This window comes from Sphingobacterium sp. JUb20 (assembly GCF_004342035.1).
Classification (GTDB): Bacteria; Bacteroidota; Bacteroidia; order Sphingobacteriales; family Sphingobacteriaceae; genus Sphingobacterium; species Sphingobacterium anhuiense.
Window position 1 is genome coordinate 256,083 of record NZ_SLYV01000007.1, and the last position, 16,767, is coordinate 272,849.

Below are 16,767 nucleotides of genomic sequence, written 5' to 3' on the forward strand. Positions count from 1 at the left end.
GAAAAAAAGACAATATGACTTGTAAATATATTTCTATTATAGAATTTAATTTTCATTAGCAGAATTATTATGTTTTTATAACGTGTCTTAATTGAGTTGTTTGGTATATTATTTATTTGATTTTGTCTTTTATGCATAAGATATTGGCAATTGTGAAGAAATTATTTATCCAAATAGTCTCTATGTTTGCAACGCAAAATTTTTATAGAAACGAAAGTGATATTTATTACCAGCATGGTAAAGCGGATGCTAACAATTGGGTTGTTATTATCTGCTATTTCAGAAGTCCAGGCTTCTGATACGTTACGAACATCTTTGGAAGATATAATCAGTAAAGCATTGCTGAATTCCAAGCAAATAGAAACTTCCTATTTGCAGATTGAAGAAAGTAAATTGGCAGTCCAACAACAGCGAATGGAATTGCTCCCCGAAATTTCATTACGTGGTTCTGCTAGTTATGCAACCAATATGCCTGTCTATGATCATGGACTATTTAATAAACCAAGTCAACACGATGTCATTCATTATTTATATGACACTGGGGTTGATTTTTATCTAAATCTTTACAATGGTCATAAAGATATGATGAAAATTGAATCCCGGAAATTGGAACAGGTGCTTGCTTCTATTGCGTGGGCAAATGATAAAGCAGGGATCAAATTGGATGTATGTAATCTGTTTTTAGATCTAGAAAGATCTTATATGGATAAAACCTTAATTGAATCAGATATTATTGATCAGAAAGCCCAGTTAAAAGAAATAAAAAATTTATATACTTCGGGTGTTTTACTCCATAGTGATGTATTGCGTATGGAACTGGAACTTTCTAAACGCGAACTGTTGCTAGTTCAAATTGAACATGATATTCAAGTGTTTAATCAGAAATTAAATTTCATTATTGGTGACGGTGCTGTAATCGTTCCAATACCGCATGATTTTATGGTAAGGGTTGAAAGTTATGATGAATCTTGGGCTTTTGCTAAACACCATGCTTTTGTGTTGCAGCAATCTGAACAGGAAGTGAAAATAAAACAGCTGGCAATTAAGCAATCTAAAGCAAATTATCTACCAGAACTTGGTATTGCTGGTAATTTTACTTTTGCCAATCCACAAATATTTCTATATCCATATAATGATAGTTGGTATAATTTGGGAATCGTGGGCCTCAAATTGAAGGTTCCAATTTCAGCTGTTTATCGCAATAAAAATCTCGTGAGAGTCGCGAAAGTTTCATTGGATAGAGAAGAAGTAAAGCATCATCTGGAAGAAGAGCATATGCAGCGTCAACTTTTGCAAGCACATCTGGATTATAAATTAGCTTGTGTACAACGAGATGTGTGCTTGAAGAATGTTGGTCTTGCCAAAGAAAATGCTCGTATTATCAAAAACCGCTATTTTAAATCATCAGCTCTTGTTACAGATCTGTTAGACGCAGACATGGAGCATCTAAAAACTTTATTTGAACTCGAAACTGCTAAAATAGCAATACAGAAACACTATTATTTTATTGAATTCTTAAAAGGTACTATTTAATGAAACCTAAATCTCGTTGGTCATTGACCGATGCTAAATTGACAAAATTAACGAACTGGATTGCAGCTCTTGTATTATGTGCATTATTGTTCTGGGGAGGACGCACATTATGGATTCGGTTAAACTATGCTTACACAAATGATGCCCAGGTAACTCAATATATCAATCCTATTATCTCCAGAGTGGGAGGGTACATTGTCTCTGTGCATTACCATGATCACCAATTTGTAAAACGCGGTGATACGTTGCTGATTATTGATCAACGTGAATATAGATACGAGGCCGATCAAGCTAATGCTTCTGTATACAAAGAGCATGCTGAAATGAATGTGTTGAGCAGTCAAAAGCAGATTCTAATGGAGGAGCATGAATCATTAAAGAAATCTATTGATGCAAATGAGGCTAGGGTAACCAAGCAACAGCTGGAGTATGACCGGTATAAATTTCTTTATGAAGAAAAATCTGCCACAGCCCAGCAAATGGAAGATGTCAAAGCGACATTAGATGTGTATAAAAGCGAATTGGCAGCACTTCAGCATAAATTGGAAGCTTCGCAAGAGCGTGTCAGAGATGTCGAAGTGCAAAAAACAGTAGTCAGTGCAGAAAAGAATAGATTGTCTGCTGCTGCAGGAAGAAAACATCTGGATGTTGGATACACTGTGGTACGTGCTCCTTATGACGGTATGATTGGCAAACGGAGTATTGAAGAGGGGCAGATGGTTAATGCAGGTGAGGTAGTGGGATTTATTGTTAATGCTGAAACACCGACTTGGGTGACTGCAAATTTTAAAGAAACGCAGTTACGCTATCTGGGTATTCAAGATTCGGTAGAGGTGATCGCTGATGCTTATCCCGATCAAGTCTTTAAAGGGAAAATTATTTCAATTTCCCCTGCTACAGGCTCTTCTTTTTCGTTGTTACCTCCTGATAATGCAACTGGAAATTTTGTTAAAATAGTACAACGTGTTCCAGTGCGAATTGAATTGGATAAAAAGCAGGGTGAACAAATCTTGCGCTCAGGCATGAATGTCAATGTATCGGTTGTTAAAAATAAAAAGTAGTGAAAGAGATATTTAAGGAATGGGTTCCGGAATGGTTGATTAAGCTAATATTATTCAGCTGCTTAATGCCGAGTATGGTATTATTCTTTTTGCCCGGAGCCAATATTCAAGTTACTGCAGGTTATTATGGCAGTCAGCCCAGCGATGTTCAGTTTTTGATAATTCTGTTCTATGCCGGATTTGTTGGCTTTTATATTTTAGAAAGACGTTTTTTTCTCTTTTTTCCAGTAAAGCAATATTATGTTATATTCAATTTATTACAGATATTGAATTGTTTTCTGATGTACTGGATTACGGATATTACCTGGGTCTATGCTTTGCGCTTTTTGCAGGGAATGTTATTTGCAAGTGCGGTCAACCTATCCATATCGATGATTTTTTCAAGGTTAAATAGTGAGCGAGCCAAGGAGGTAAGCTATTCTATCTTTTTCGGAATGTTGCTCTGCAGCTCTCCTTTCAACAGTTTTGTTACTGCAGAGTTTATTGATTCCTTTAATTTCGATGTACTATATCTTTATGCTGCGTTAGCTTTTATGCCGGGCTTATTACTGGTATTGATTTCAATGAAATCAATACGTCATATTAGACCTTATCCTTTGTTTTCACTAGACTGGCCAAGTAGTATCTATTTTAGTGGTGTCATCATTGCCTTTGGTTATATGATGGTGTATGGACAAGAAGTGTACTGGTTTTCGGATCAGCATATGCAGGTTGCATTGTTACTGGGGATTGCTTTGTTAATTTGCTTTATTATTCGTCAGATGATTTTAAAACGCGTGTATGTTGATATTTCCATCTTTAAAAATCGACGCTTACTTTTAGGGTTATTGATCCTTTTTATGATGTATATCGAACGATTTTCACTTTCCGTGTCCAATCAATATTTTTCTCAGGTTTTAAAACTAGATCCGATCCATTTATCCTATGTACAGTGGTTTAATATTTTAGGAATTATAATGGGGGTATTATTTTCCATGTACTGGATTATTGCCCATAAAGCAGTCAAGTGGATCTGGATATTAGGATACTGTTTTTTATTGAGTTTCCATCAGGTGATGTTTTTTTCTTTTGAAAGCGAAGGGAACGATTATTATTTCTGGATTCCTTTATGGCTCCACGGATTTGGGGTTGGATTGATCATGGTGCCTACTATTTTATTTACAATAGCGAGTGTGAAGTCACATTTGGCCGTTTCTGCGGCGGCGGTTTGTCTGGCTATACGGTATTTGGGCTATACCAGTAGTATCGGTTTACAAAATTTCTTCAAATTATTTGACATCAATCAACATCAGATGGTTTTTCAAGACTATCTGCAGCAGAATAATATCATTTTACAGCGTTATTTTGAAAAAGAAAGTGCAACGTTGCTGAAAAATGGTCTTCAGTTTCATGAACATGCAACAGCGGTCAAATTGGTGACAGAACGTGTCAAAAATCAGGCTTTTGTACGTTTTGCAATGGATTATTATGAATTGATGTCACTCATCAGCATTGGTATTTTGATTGTTATTTTTTTATCACCATCGCTTAAAAGTATGTATAAAAAACTTAAGCGGAATATGGTATCTCCCGCTTAGCTTTTGTTAAATATACGAAGCATCCATGTCCAATTATATGAACATGGATGCTTTGTATATTTACTACATGAAGTGATAAAGGAATATAACATCACCTACATATGCAGGTTTAGCATTGTCCTTAATCAATAATGTAGCTTCAATAATAACTTTTATAACACCTCTTAAATTGGTGACAGATTTTACTTTTGCTTGCAACTGAACTTCACTATTAACTAAAACAGCTTGGCCAAATTTTAGATTTTCAATACCGTAATTAATCTCCATTTTCACATTTCTAACCTCGGCGATCTGCTTCCAAAGGTAGGGGATGAGTGAGAGTGTTAAGTATCCATGTGCAATAGTAGATTTGAAAGGTCCTTCGGACTCAGCTTTTTCTTTATCGACATGAATCCATTGATGGTCTAGAGTAGCATCTGCAAAACTATTGATCTGTTTCTGATCAATTTTGTGCCATTCTGATAATCCCAAAAGCTTTCCTTCATAGGATTTATAATCTTCGTAATTGTTTATTGTAAGCATATTTCTTTGATATGTTAGTTGTAAGCTGATTATTTTTGATCATGTATCAGTTTGTTTAAATGAATATAGCGATTATATATTAAAATAAGATTACCATTTTAAGGAATACAGCAAAAGGTTATCTTTTATTTCTTTAATCTTTTGATTGTGAGGTCGGTGTTTAGTTAATGCTATTATAAAAGTTGATGAAAAACTCTATTTTTGACATTAGACTATAAATAATGTTATGCGCGTATACCAAAAAAATGTAGGATGGTTAATTTTGATGATTGGATTTATCTGTTCCTCCTTTATTGTTTCCATAAATATAAAAGAGTATTCATCAAGATTGCAACAAGATTATGATGTTTTATTTGAAAATAGTAATGGTGAGGATATCAATTTAAGCAATCTGAAAGGAAAGGTTGTTGTGATCAACTATTGGGCAAAATGGTGTATGCCCTGTCTAGCTGAGATGCCGGGACTGAATCAACTTTATCTCGACATGAGAGAAAATAGGAATATCATTTTCATGGCAGTAGATATGGACGGCAATGCAGTTAAAGGGGAGCATTTTATGAAAAAAAGAAAGTATAGTATTCCAGTATATCGTATTAAAACAGAGCTACCGGTGGATTTGCAAACGAAATCTATACCAACAACAATTATTCTGGATAGAAAAGGGTTACTGGTAAATAAACATGTAGGGGGAATGAACTTTAAGTCAACTAAATTTAAAGAAGCACTACAGCAGTTGAGTGAGGAATAAAATTATAACAGCCATTTAAATTAGTAAAATGGCTGTTATAAAATATTATTTAGGAAGTTTTGGATTTGCCAAAAAATCATGAAATAGTTTTGTGTTTTGAGCGACTAAATATTCGTAAATTTTTGCCCCATGACTCAGTCTTTTCACACCTAGTTCTGCTAATACAGCGGGTTTTGCGAGTTTATCTGTTAGAAATAAATTAAGCGGTAAACGTGTTGAATTAACAATTTTTTCGATATCTGTTTTAGTTTCTGCTAGTGGTACAAATAAACCATCAGCACCTGCTTCTTCATAAATTTTCGCTCTTTTAATAGTTTCTTCGAGCGCATTTTCATGTTTAGTGGTAAAGGTATCAATTCTAGCATTAATAAATATATTCTTAGTAGTCGATTTAATTGCCTCAATCTTTTCTGTTAAAATACCTGTTTTACCAAGCTTGCGTCCAGACTTAACCACCTTTCCGTCCTCCAAATTGATTCCTACAACGCCCATTTCAGAAAGCTGTGTTACATATTTAGCAACTTCAAATGGGTTGTCCGAATAACCAGATTCAAAATCGACAGAAACAGGTATTTTTACGGATTTCACTATTCTTTCGACTACAAATAATAACTCATTCACAGGTATTTGCTCTCCATCGGCATAGCCAAGTGAATTAGCAATTGCATGACTGGAGGTCCCTAAAGCCTGAAATCCGGCAGATGCCGCTATTTTAGCACTTTGTGCATCCCAGACATTTCCTAAAATCAGCAAGCTACTCTGCTGATGCAGTTTTGTGAATTTTGTATATGACATAATTACGATCTTTTTATTGTAAAACACATCATCCTACATATTTGTTTTTGTAAAAAGCATTATTGAAGACTTATTTTTCTGTAAGACCGAAAATTGCAACGTGTTTATTTTTAATATAAAGATTAAAAGTCTGCTCCGCTATATCATAATGAAGTTCTCTGTTTTCAAGGATTTGATATAAGTCAGATTCAATATTATCACCCATACATGCCCGCATCGTGGTTCCTATATTTGGAAACTCAATCGTATTACTAGTAATGATAAAGGGTCCAAAGAAATTATTACAGCTCGAGTTTCCTGATATCCGGCCCTTTTCAGCGTCAAAAAGTAGGTAAGCATTATATTTCGCTACGTCTTTTCCATTTAAACTAATCAATTTCCACTTATGTCTAGATAAGAATACTGCGGCTGTTGGTAAAGATCTTTTGTTTTTACTTGCTGTTTTTGTCACAATTTTTACAAGATCATACTGATAAGCTGAAGCATCTTGCGGAGGATTTTCGATTTTGGTACGCTTCACTATTAATTTATAAATATAACCTTCCTCGTAATCAAATCCGTTTATATGACTGTAAAAATATTCCCAATCATCTTTGGGAGTAGATCTTACCTGTAAGCATTTCATTTGCCCTACGCCCTGACAATCTACCCATTTATCATTGATTTCTAAGGTCATTTTATCCGAGTTGACCTCAGATTTTTGTACTGTTTTCAGCAGAGTATAACGATAACTAGATTTATTAGGTAGTGAATTTGCTACTTTTGTTCTTCTAATTCGCAGTTCATAATTATAATTAGGATCGTAGGTGAAAGATTCTATTTTAGCATAAAAAGGTTCCCAATCTGCACTATTATAATATTTTACCTGCAATGCCTGCTCTTTCTGGATACCGCTTTTCATTTTAATTGTAAAATCATTTGTTTGCGCCAAAGATGTTAAACTAAATGCTGTAAGAGGTAAAAATATTAGAGATGAAAATTTGATCATATGCTTCATTTGTAAATAGAAAACGTTGTTTGATTAAAAAATATTGTATTTTTAACGCATGAACCTATTAAACAAAGTTATTGTTTTTTCCTTTTTGTTTTTACAATTTCATATCGCATTTACCCAAACCAGCAAACAGCTCTTTAAATCGCAGGTGGCCTTAGGTGAGATTTCTGATAGGAAATTAAATGAATTGTCCGGAATTATCAGTGCGAAACAATCATCCTTTTTTTGGGTGCACAATGATAGTGGAGATAAGGCTCGGGTTTATTTGATCGATAAGAAATGTAGTTTGCTATGTACATATGAACTAGAATCCATTGTTGTGAAGGACTGTGAAGATATCGCGCGCGTAATCATCAATGGAAATTCATTTTTAATTTTAGCAGATATTGGAGATAATAATTCGAAACGTGAAAATATTAAACTTCACATATTTCCTGAGCCAACATATCAGCATGGTGATACGCTAATTCATATTCCGAAGAAAGTAATACGTACCGTTATGTTGCGATATAAGAATGGTCCTCGGGATGCAGAAGCTTTATTTGTTGATCCCGTAGATCGTCAACTTTATGTTATTTCGAAAAGAGATTTTCAATCAACAGTTTACAAGGCTACAATATTTAATAATGTGAAAAAGAATTTCAGCCTATTGACACCCGTTCAAACATTGCCATTTACTTTTACAACTTCCGCAAATATTAGTCCCACAGGTAGTGCGATAATAATTAAGAACTTAACGCAAATATTTTATTGGACTAGAAATAGGAACGAGTCGATTGAACAGGCTCTGTCTAGGAAACCCACATTAATTCCTTATCAGATTGAACCACAAGGGGAAGCTATTACTTTTGGATTAAACGGAGAAGGATTTTATACCATCAGTGAACGTCCGTTTGGACTTAAATCATCACTTTATTTTTTTGAAAAACTATAATACAATGAACATGAAACTCAAATATTGGTTAGTGGCACTATTTTTTTTATTTCTCATTAAAGGTCATGCCGCTACTGTAGATACATTAACAATCAATAGTAAAAGTATGCTTAAAGGGATAAAGGCTGTTGTAATTCTACCTGAAAAATACGATAAGAAAAATCAATATCCCGTGCTTTATCTACTTCATGGTTTTGGTGGACGTTATGATAATTGGGTAAATAATGTTCCTGCTGTAAAAAAGCTTGTTGATAACTATCAATACATAGTTGTCTGTCCTGATGGAGGATTTGATAGCTGGTATTGGGACGTAAAAGGTGATCAAAATTATCAGTATGATACTTTTGTTAGTCAAGAATTAATAACTCACATTGATGCTAATTATTCAACAAAGAAAGATCGATCAGGACGAGCAATAACAGGATTGAGCATGGGAGGACATGGAGCCATGACATTAGCGCTTAATCATCAGGATATATACGGTGCCGCCGGAAGTACCTCTGGTGGATTGGATATTCGTCCTTTTCCTATGAATTGGAATATCAAAAGTAGAATCGGAACCTATACGGCTCATCCTGTTGAATGGGAGAATAAATCAGTTATCAATCAAGTGCATTTGCTTGAACCCAACAAATTGGATTTGATCATAGATTGTGGGAAGGAAGATTTTTTCTATAAAGTAAATGTAGCAATTCATGATAAATTAGATTATAACAATATTCCACATACATTTATTACCCGGTCAGGTGCCCATAACTGGGATTATTGGTCTAAATCAATCATTTATCAGATGGCATTTTTCAATGAGTTCTTTATAAAAAAAGATACTTTTGTAAAAAATTAATAAATAATTGGCTATTATGAATAAATGATTTATTTTTGTTTTCCAAAATCTTTATTAATTAATTATAAACTTATGACACAAAGCCTTGCTAACCACAAGGCTTTTTTTATCTTTGGTAAACACTAAATCAAAATAATGTTACGATCTCTTAGACCTATCTTTTTTGTCTTGTTCTTTTTATTTTTTTCTCAAATTTTTGCTCAGGGCAAATTCCAATATTCTGGATACATTAAAAACGCAGCTAATGGTGAAACTCTAATTGGAGCAGTAATTCGGGATTTGAATTCTAGTCAGATTGCAAGAACAAATAATTATGGATTCTATTCCATTCAGTTGCCTGCCGGAAATCAATCTATTGCTGTATCTTATGTTGGATTTGATGAGCAAGTTTTCAATGTTGTGATTGATCGAGATAGTGTACTCAATGTTGATATGACCCCTGGAGGAAGAAAGCTTGACGAAGTTGTGGTGTCAGGAAGACGGAAGATCGGTAATGTATCTGGTGTGCAAACCGGTTTGGTTAAATTAGAAATAAAAGATATTAAAAATATTCCCGTTGTTTTTGGAGAGCAGGACGTTTTAAAAACAATTCAATTGCTACCAGGTGTGACAAGTGGAGGAGAAGGCAGTAGTTCTTTTTATGTGCGTGGTGGTGGGGGTGATCAGAATTTAATATTACTAGATGAAGCAGCGGTATATAATGCGTCACATTTATTTGGTTTTTTCTCTACATTTAATTCTGATGCGATTAAAGATGTGAATTTTTATAAAGGTGGTATGCCGGCACATTTTGGAGGTAAGGTTTCCTCCGTTATGGACATCAGTATGATTGATGGAAATAACAAGGAGTTTGGTGTAGAAGGAGGTGTGGGCTTAATCGCATCTAGACTTAAAGTGGAAGGACCTATAGTAAAAGACAAAGGGTCTTTTATGATTAGTGGACGTAGAACTTATGCCGATTTATTTCTTAAATTATCGAAGGATGAAGATGTAAACAAAAGCAAATTGTTTTTCTATGACCTGAATGCTAAAGTAAATTATCGTTTTGATAATAAGAATTCCTTGTTTCTATCTGGTTATTTTGGAAAAGATGCCATGGCCTATAGTGATTTGTTTGATTTTAATTGGGGTAATGCGACTGGTACGATACGCTGGAATCACGTTTGGACTAATAAGCTCTTTAGTAACACGACATTTATCTACAGCGATTTTAATTACAACGTGAATATTGAAGATAATTCAAACTTCAAAATCACTTCAAAGATTGAAAATTTGAATTTTAAACAAGATTTTCAATATTATCCTAATAATGATCATCAGATCCGGTTTGGAGTTCAAGCATCTGTTCAGACAATTCGTCCTGCCAGTCTTTTTGGGGGAGAGGGATCCGCAGTAAACACAATTGAGATCGAACCAAGAAAAGGGTTGGAGACGGCTGTTTACGTGTCAGATGAATGGTCTATATCAGATAAATTTAAAGCATTGTACGGTATACGCGTTAATAACTATAGTATGTTAGGGCCTGGTACCATCTATAGTTTTGATGCTGATGGAAATGCCACAGAGAAAACTATTTATGAGAAAAATCAGATAATTCAAAATTATCTCACTGTAGAACCAAGATTGTCATTAAATTATATGTTCAATGACAATCAAAGTATAAAGGCATCCTTAAATCGTAATTCTCAAAACTTGCATCAGCTCACGAATACGACATCAAGCCTTCCAACAGATCAATTTGTTTTAAGTTCCAATAACATCAAACCACAGTTAGCAAATCAAGTATCACTAGGCTATTTTCAGAATTTTGAAAATGCAAAATATGAAGCTTCGGTAGAAGCCTATTACAAAGATCTGCAAAACCAGATTGATTTTAAGAATGGTGCTGACTTACAGGCAAACGAAATGTTGGATGGAGAATTATTATTCGGTAAAGGAAGAGCTTATGGCGTAGAATGGTTTTTGAAAAAAAATAAAGGAAAATTAACAGGATGGTTGAGCTATACGCTATCGAAAAGTGAGCGTCAATTTGATCAGATTAATAATGGAGCATGGTTCAATGCCAGACAAGATAAAACTCATAATGTCGCTTTAGTAGCGATGTATAAGCTGACAGATAAATGGACTTTGGGCTCTACATTTGTTTACTACACAGGTGATGCGGTTACTTTTCCTTCTGGAAAATATCAGGTAGACGGTAAAACCTTGTTTTATTATACAGATCGCAATAGTTATCGGATGCCTAATTATCACCGTCTTGATGTATCTGCAACTTACGATCCAGGTGCCAAGCTCAATAAAAGGTATTCCTCATCGTGGTCTTTTGGGCTGTATAATGCATACAACAGAAAAAATGCGTACTTAATTGATTTTAGAGAGAATGAGGATAATGCTAATATTACGGAGGCTTACCGTATCGCTTTATTCGGTATAATTCCTTCTGTGACCTGGAATTTTAAATTTTAATGATTTTAAAAGTAAGGTACCGATAGGTATTCAAGAAGTTAAATCATCAAATCAAGCAATAGCGTGATGATCTATAAAAATTGATTATTAATGAATAAATAAATTATTGTGATGAATATAAAAACTGTTTTTAATTGTATCGTGTTGGTAACGGCCGTATTTTTAAGTTCATGTGAAGATAAAATAGATTTAGAGTTAGATGCTGTAGTAGGTAAATATGTTATTGTCGGAGATCTGCATAATGCAAATGTGTCTCAAACAATCTCCATTAACCGTGTTGTCGACTTTTCGAATACATCACCCAACGATCCGGTGTTAGGCGCTTATGTGCAAGTGACAAATATGAGTAGTGGCCGTTCTTATCAATTTGCTGATAGGAATAATGGTAGCTATGTTATTGATAGAATGACTTTCAAAGAAGGTGATCGATATGCCTTATCAGTTACAATGTCTGATGGAAGCCATTTTGAGTCAACCTGTATCATGCCTAAATATGTAGCAGTAGATTCCATCGGTTTAGTTCGTAAAAAAAGATTTAATGATGAATATATATATGCTTCATTTGGTTTTAATGATCCAGCTAATCAAGATAACTATTACAAGTATAAGTTGAAATTGAATGATGAGGAATTTAAATTTAGCGATGTATTTAGTGATAAATTTAATGATGGATTATTTGTTGAGCATGAAATAAGTAATGAAGATGAAGACATAAAAGTTGGAGACGAAATTCAAGTTTTGAGACAATGTATCGCCAAGGATGTATACACATACTGGTCCAATGTTAAAGGGTTAAACCCAGGTTCTGCAGCTCCCTCTAATCCGATATCCAATATATCTAATGGGGCACTTGGATATTTTAGTGTTAGTAGTGCGCAATACTATGAACTGAAAGTACTTGAAAAAGCAAATCATAATACTTCGAATCGGTAGTTTTTCTCTAATAAATAAGCTATAGTTTTAGGAAGTGCATATTCTACACGAGGTATTGCTTTAATATTGTCATGAAAAACGATAATTGATCCATTTTCGGTATTTCTGATTGCATTTTTTAAACACTGGTCAGGGGAAAGTGAAAGGTCAAAATCACCGGTTAGAACATCCCACATGATAATTTCATATGCAGAATAGAGTTCTTTTAATTGAGATTTTTTAGCTCTTCCATATGGAGGGCGAAATAGCTTACTTTTGGTAAGCTCTTGACACTGTTGGATGTTTTCGAGATACTTAGCATCGTCAGTTTTCCAGCCTTTTAAATGATTGTAAGTATGATTTCCGACTTGATGGCCTTCAGACAAAATTCTTTCGAATAAATGTGGATTTTTTTTAATATTTTCACCTACGCAAAAAAAAGTCGCTTTGATGTTGTACTGTTTTAAAGTATCTAAAACAAATGGAGTTAATTCCGGAATAGGACCATCATCAAAAGTGAGGTAAATTTTGTTTTCTTTCCTTGATTTATTCCAGATTGATTTTGGATATAATAATTTAAGAAAGAAAGGTGCTTTAACAAGATACATACTTTTTTATTTTAGCAAAAATATTAAAACTATTAGGTTCTTACTATGGACGATAGAAAAAATTATAAGAAAATGGCTTTTATGACCATCATGTTTTCCTTGATGGGGTATGCGGGGTTTGGACAAGGACAAATAACCGTAGAAGAAGCTATTCGAATTACTTTAGAAAGAAACCTGCAAGTTAAGCAGGCTACTTTAAATAAAGATTTAGCGGCGCAGGACGTCTATCAGGCAAAATCTAATTTATATCCCGATTTGAGCATAGGTGTAAATCAGCGATTTAATAATGGATTTGCATTTGACCAGGTATCGGGTACCGTGATCACGGGAAATGAATGGACGAGGACATCAAGCGCTTCTGTGAGTTCTAATGTAACCATTTTTCAAGGTTTTCAGAAGATCAACCAGATTAAAGCTAATAAATTACTATTAGAGTCATCCGCTACGCAAATCGAAAAGATAAAATATGATTTGATGTTATCTGTATTGGTTAATTATTTGGAAGCAATCACAAACAGTGAATTGACGATTGCGAGCCAACAGCAGATTCTTTTATCTAAAGAACAGGTGAAAAATGATTCCATCCAATTTCAAGTAGGTAATAAAACTTTGGCTGATCTTTCTCAATCTAAAAATCAAGTTGCCACGGATGAGCTTAATTTGGTAAATGCTAGAAATGCCTATGAATCTTCTTTATTGACATTGAAACAATTGATGGAGATGTCTCCACAAGCAGAATTGAAATTGGTTAAACCGGAAGTAGAAGCGGTGGATTATGTGCTCGGTCAATATTCGGCAGTTAATGTCTTTGAAAAAGCTAAAAGTTTCAATCCAGAGGTAAAGAAGGCTCAATTAGATAAGGAAGTAGCATTAAAACAAATTGATATTGCCAAAGGAGGCTATTATCCTTCTCTTTCATTAGGAGTGAGTTATGGTACCAATTATTCTTCCAAAGGAAGAAATTTAATTACCGGAGATTATCTTCCTTTTGGTGACCAGTTTAATCAAAATAAATCATTTGGGGCAGGACTGACTTTGTCGGTACCAATTTTTGATAATAATAAGAACCGAATAAATGTATCAAAAGCTAAGATTAATCTAGAATTGGCAGAAACCAGTCAACAGCTTTTAGAAACAAATTTAAATAAAACCGTTAATCAGGCTGTTTTAGACCTTTCTGCCGCAGCACAGCGTTACCAATCTAGTTTAGCGGCTTTTAGTAGCGCGACAGATGCATTTCAAGTGATCAAGGAACGCTATGATATAGGTATGGCAAATGGTATTGAACTGTTTACCGCACAAACAAATAGAAATAAAGCTGAATTTGATTTAATCCAAGCAAAGTATAATATGATCTTTAAAGATAAAATAATTGATTATTATGTTGGAAATCCAATTAAATTTGATGTTAAATAACCCCTTAATGAAAATCTGAAATGGCTAAAAAGAAAAGTAAATTACCAAAAATCATATTAATAAGTGCAGTCGTTATATTAATATTGGTTTTAGTTGGCAGCAAATTGGGATGGTTCGGAAAAGGGGATATCGTTAAAGTTGCTGTAGATCCTGTAAAGGAAATGAATATCAATGAGCTGGTTTCTGCAAGTGGTAAAATTCAACCAGAATTTGAAGTTAAATTGAGTTCTGAGGTATCTGGTGAAGTTGTGGAACTAAATATTAAAGAAGGTGATTTAGTGAAAAAGGGACAAGTTCTCTGTCGTATAAAACCTGATATCTTGCAATCGGGTTATGAACGGTCTATTGCGACTTTGAATTCTCAGAAAGCAAATCTGGCAGCTGCACAACAACAATTAAAACAGCAACAAGCTAATTTTAGTAATGTTGAAGCAACTTACAAGAGAAATCTTGAATTGTTTAACAAAAGAGTAATCTCAGCAGCTGAAATGGACAAAAGCTCGGCAGAATACTACTCAACTTTAGCAGCTATTGAAGCACAAAGACAGACTGTATTATCTACGAAATTTGGTATAGACCAATCTCAGGCAACTGTCAAAGAAGCAAAAGATAATTTAGATCGTACTACAATTTATTCGCCAAGTGACGGTGTCGTGTCATTATTATCTATTGAGTTAGGCGAGCGTGTTGTTGGAACGGCACAGATGGCGGGTACAGAAATCATGCGTATTGCCAATATGGACGCTATGGAGGTGAATGTAGATGTGAATGAAAATGATATTAATCGTGTCCGTGTAGGAAACGAAGCAGAGATTGAAGTTGACGCTTATCAAGATCGTAAATTTAAAGGTATCGTTACTGAAATTGCTTCTTCATCTAAAAATATTGCTACAGTGACTGCTGGTTCATCAACCGAGCAGGTTACAAACTTTAATGTCAAAGTACGTATACAATTGAGCTCTTATGAGGATTTAATTAAGGAGAATAGTGCCTCTCCTTTTAAACCAGGTTTATCTGCAACAGTACAGATCTTTACTAAACATCAGAAGGGGTTGGCTATTCCAATACAATCTGTTACCATAAGAAATGGTACAGGAGCAGATAGTTTAAGCACAGACAGTTTGAAAGAATATGTATTTGTTTTTAACAATGGACTGGTTAAACAAACCGTTGTGAAAACAGGCATTCAGGACGATAAAAATATTATAATTTTATCGGGTCTTAAAAAAGGTGATGAGGTTGTCTCAAGGCCATTTGATGCTATTTCTAAAACTTTAAAGAACGATAGTAAAGTAGAAAAAGTAGATAAAAATAGTTTATAACGTATTTTGATGTAGTATTTATCTGGTTTTCAGATTATTTAGTTTTGTTTTATTTAAATTTTATGTATTTTAAATGAAAACTAAATTATTGTGCTACGTCAGTTTTTTAAATACTTCAAGTTCTCAAGAACTGAACAGAATGGATTCTTTGTACTGAGTATATTGATGCTATTCCTGTTCAGTTTTCCTTTTATAGCCAATTTTTTTAGTAAATCCGACTTAAATTTAGAAAGTTACAATATTCAGGCTTTTACATCTGTTGAAAATGATACAACAGGTGTTGATCAATCGAATGATTATCGGTCTTTAGGAGATCAAAAGGATAAAGATCCTTATGATAAAGGGGGTGAAGGTAGTTTATTTCGATTTGATCCCAATCGTTTGGATAAAGCAGGCTGGATAAAACTGGGATTGAAAGAGAAACAGGTTCAGGTCATACTCAATTATAGAGAAAAAGGAGGCCGATTTTATAAAAAGGAAGATTTAGCTAAGATCTATTCTATCTCTCCGGCTAAATTTAAGCAATTGGAAAATTATATTGAAATTGCACCAACGACAGTTAAAAATCAGGTTCAAAATATAGAAAAAAATAGTGCAGGTTGGTTTACAAATAATGCTGAAAATAAATTAAAACCATTAGAGGTCGACATAAACAATGCGGATACTACTGCTTTTATAGCGCTAAGAGGTATCGGTTCAACTTTTGCCAAAAGGATTGTGAAATATAGAGAGTCTCTGGGTGGCTTTGTATCTGTTGATCAGATTAAAGAGATTTATGGGCTGCCTGTTGAAACATTTGATGCCATACTTCCTTTTCTAAAGATTAGCCCTCATCATGCAGTTTCAAAATTAACAATTAACGAGCTGGATGTAAAGTCTTTGTCTAAACATCCTTATATTAGTTTTAAGCAAAGTACTGCAATCGTCAATTACAGAAATCAACATGGTCATTTTCGTAATTTGGAAGATTTAAAAAAGGTCATCTTATTAGATGATGATTTTTTGCGTAAACTTGCTCCGTATTTAATCTTTTAA

The 16,767-nt window shown here is 34.1% G+C and carries 15 protein-coding genes; 11 read left to right on the forward strand and 4 right to left on the reverse strand.

Features of this window, described 5'->3' with window-relative positions; all coding sequences use genetic code 11:
• The first annotated feature begins 246 nt into the window (after nt 1–246).
• From EDF66_RS13765 to EDF66_RS13775, 3 genes are read left to right on the forward strand one after another with little or no spacing between them, the layout of a single operon-like run.
• Complete coding sequence (locus EDF66_RS13765; protein ID WP_207898637.1) at nt 247–1,533, forward strand: TolC family protein; 1,287 nt, start codon at nt 247–249, stop codon at nt 1,531–1,533.
• Nucleotides 1,533–2,594 (forward strand): HlyD family secretion protein, encoded by a 1,062-nt coding sequence (locus EDF66_RS13770; RefSeq protein ID WP_132843322.1) that lies wholly within the window; start codon nt 1,533–1,535, stop codon nt 2,592–2,594. Before EDF66_RS13765 ends, EDF66_RS13770 begins: the two co-directional genes overlap by 1 nt.
• Nucleotides 2,594–4,171 carry a beta-carotene 15,15'-monooxygenase gene (locus EDF66_RS13775; RefSeq protein ID WP_132843324.1) on the forward strand — a complete coding sequence of 526 codons (1,578 nt, stop codon included), beginning with the start codon at nt 2,594–2,596 and terminating at the stop codon, nt 4,169–4,171. Before EDF66_RS13770 ends, EDF66_RS13775 begins: the two co-directional genes overlap by 1 nt.
• Nucleotides 4,172–4,234: 63 nt before the next feature.
• Here the strand turns inward: EDF66_RS13775 and EDF66_RS13780 are convergent, their stop codons facing one another.
• Nucleotides 4,235–4,693 carry a MaoC family dehydratase gene (locus tag EDF66_RS13780; protein ID WP_132843326.1) on the reverse strand — a complete coding sequence of 153 codons (459 nt, stop codon included), beginning with the start codon at nt 4,691–4,693 and terminating at the stop codon, nt 4,235–4,237.
• A gap of 226 nt (nt 4,694–4,919) precedes the next feature.
• Between EDF66_RS13780 and EDF66_RS13785 the strand changes: the two genes are divergently transcribed.
• Nucleotides 4,920–5,441: a TlpA family protein disulfide reductase gene (locus EDF66_RS13785; RefSeq protein WP_132843327.1), complete on the forward strand. Its 522-nt coding sequence runs from the start codon at nt 4,920–4,922 to the stop codon at nt 5,439–5,441.
• 45 nt (nt 5,442–5,486) lie between these two features.
• Here EDF66_RS13785 and EDF66_RS13790 read toward each other — a convergent pair whose 3' ends face one another.
• Together EDF66_RS13790 and EDF66_RS13795 are read right to left on the reverse strand one after the other, a co-directional pair.
• Nucleotides 5,487–6,236 (reverse strand): isocitrate lyase/phosphoenolpyruvate mutase family protein, encoded by a 750-nt coding sequence (locus EDF66_RS13790; protein ID WP_132843329.1) that lies wholly within the window; start codon nt 6,234–6,236, stop codon nt 5,487–5,489.
• Between the two features lie 70 nt (nt 6,237–6,306).
• Nucleotides 6,307–7,224 carry a DUF4377 domain-containing protein gene (locus tag EDF66_RS13795; protein WP_165902446.1) on the reverse strand — a complete coding sequence of 306 codons (918 nt, stop codon included), beginning with the start codon at nt 7,222–7,224 and terminating at the stop codon, nt 6,307–6,309.
• 58 nt (nt 7,225–7,282) lie between these two features.
• On the opposite strand from EDF66_RS13795, the gene EDF66_RS13800 reads away from it, so the two are divergent.
• The 4 genes from EDF66_RS13800 (at nt 7,283) to EDF66_RS13815 (ending at nt 12,407) form a co-directional block, all read left to right on the forward strand.
• Nucleotides 7,283–8,164, forward strand: coding sequence for a hypothetical protein (locus EDF66_RS13800; protein ID WP_132843333.1), 882 nt, complete (start codon nt 7,283–7,285; stop codon nt 8,162–8,164).
• 4 nt (nt 8,165–8,168) lie between these two features.
• Entirely contained in the window at nt 8,169–9,008 is an 840-nt protein-coding gene (locus EDF66_RS13805) for an alpha/beta hydrolase (protein WP_132843334.1), read from the forward strand.
• A 135-nt stretch (nt 9,009–9,143) separates the two neighbouring features.
• Nucleotides 9,144–11,474, forward strand: coding sequence for a TonB-dependent receptor domain-containing protein (locus tag EDF66_RS13810; protein ID WP_132843336.1), 2,331 nt, complete (start codon nt 9,144–9,146; stop codon nt 11,472–11,474).
• Nucleotides 11,475–11,585: 111 nt separating this feature from the next.
• On the forward strand, nt 11,586–12,407 hold the full coding sequence (locus EDF66_RS13815) for a DUF4249 domain-containing protein (RefSeq protein ID WP_132772932.1): 822 nt from the start codon (nt 11,586–11,588) through the stop codon (nt 12,405–12,407).
• Here EDF66_RS13815 and EDF66_RS13820 read toward each other — a convergent pair.
• Nucleotides 12,386–12,994, reverse strand: a complete 609-nt coding sequence (locus EDF66_RS13820) for a polysaccharide deacetylase family protein (protein ID WP_132843338.1) — start codon at nt 12,992–12,994, stop codon at nt 12,386–12,388. The genes EDF66_RS13815 and EDF66_RS13820 overlap by 22 nt on opposite strands.
• A gap of 45 nt (nt 12,995–13,039) precedes the next feature.
• On the opposite strand from EDF66_RS13820, the gene EDF66_RS13825 reads away from it, so the two are divergent.
• The 3 genes from EDF66_RS13825 to EDF66_RS13835 all read left to right on the forward strand — a co-directional run bounded on the left by EDF66_RS13825 (nt 13,040) and on the right by EDF66_RS13835 (nt 16,767).
• Nucleotides 13,040–14,410, forward strand: coding sequence for a TolC family protein (locus EDF66_RS13825; RefSeq protein WP_132772929.1), 1,371 nt, complete (start codon nt 13,040–13,042; stop codon nt 14,408–14,410).
• Nucleotides 14,411–14,430: 20 nt separating this feature from the next.
• Entirely contained in the window at nt 14,431–15,732 is a 1,302-nt protein-coding gene (locus EDF66_RS13830; RefSeq protein WP_132772927.1) for an efflux RND transporter periplasmic adaptor subunit, read from the forward strand.
• A gap of 90 nt (nt 15,733–15,822) precedes the next feature.
• The gene (locus tag EDF66_RS13835; protein ID WP_132772925.1) at nt 15,823–16,767 is read left to right on the forward strand and encodes a ComEA family DNA-binding protein; all 945 of its coding nucleotides are present in this window, start codon (nt 15,823–15,825) and stop codon (nt 16,765–16,767) included.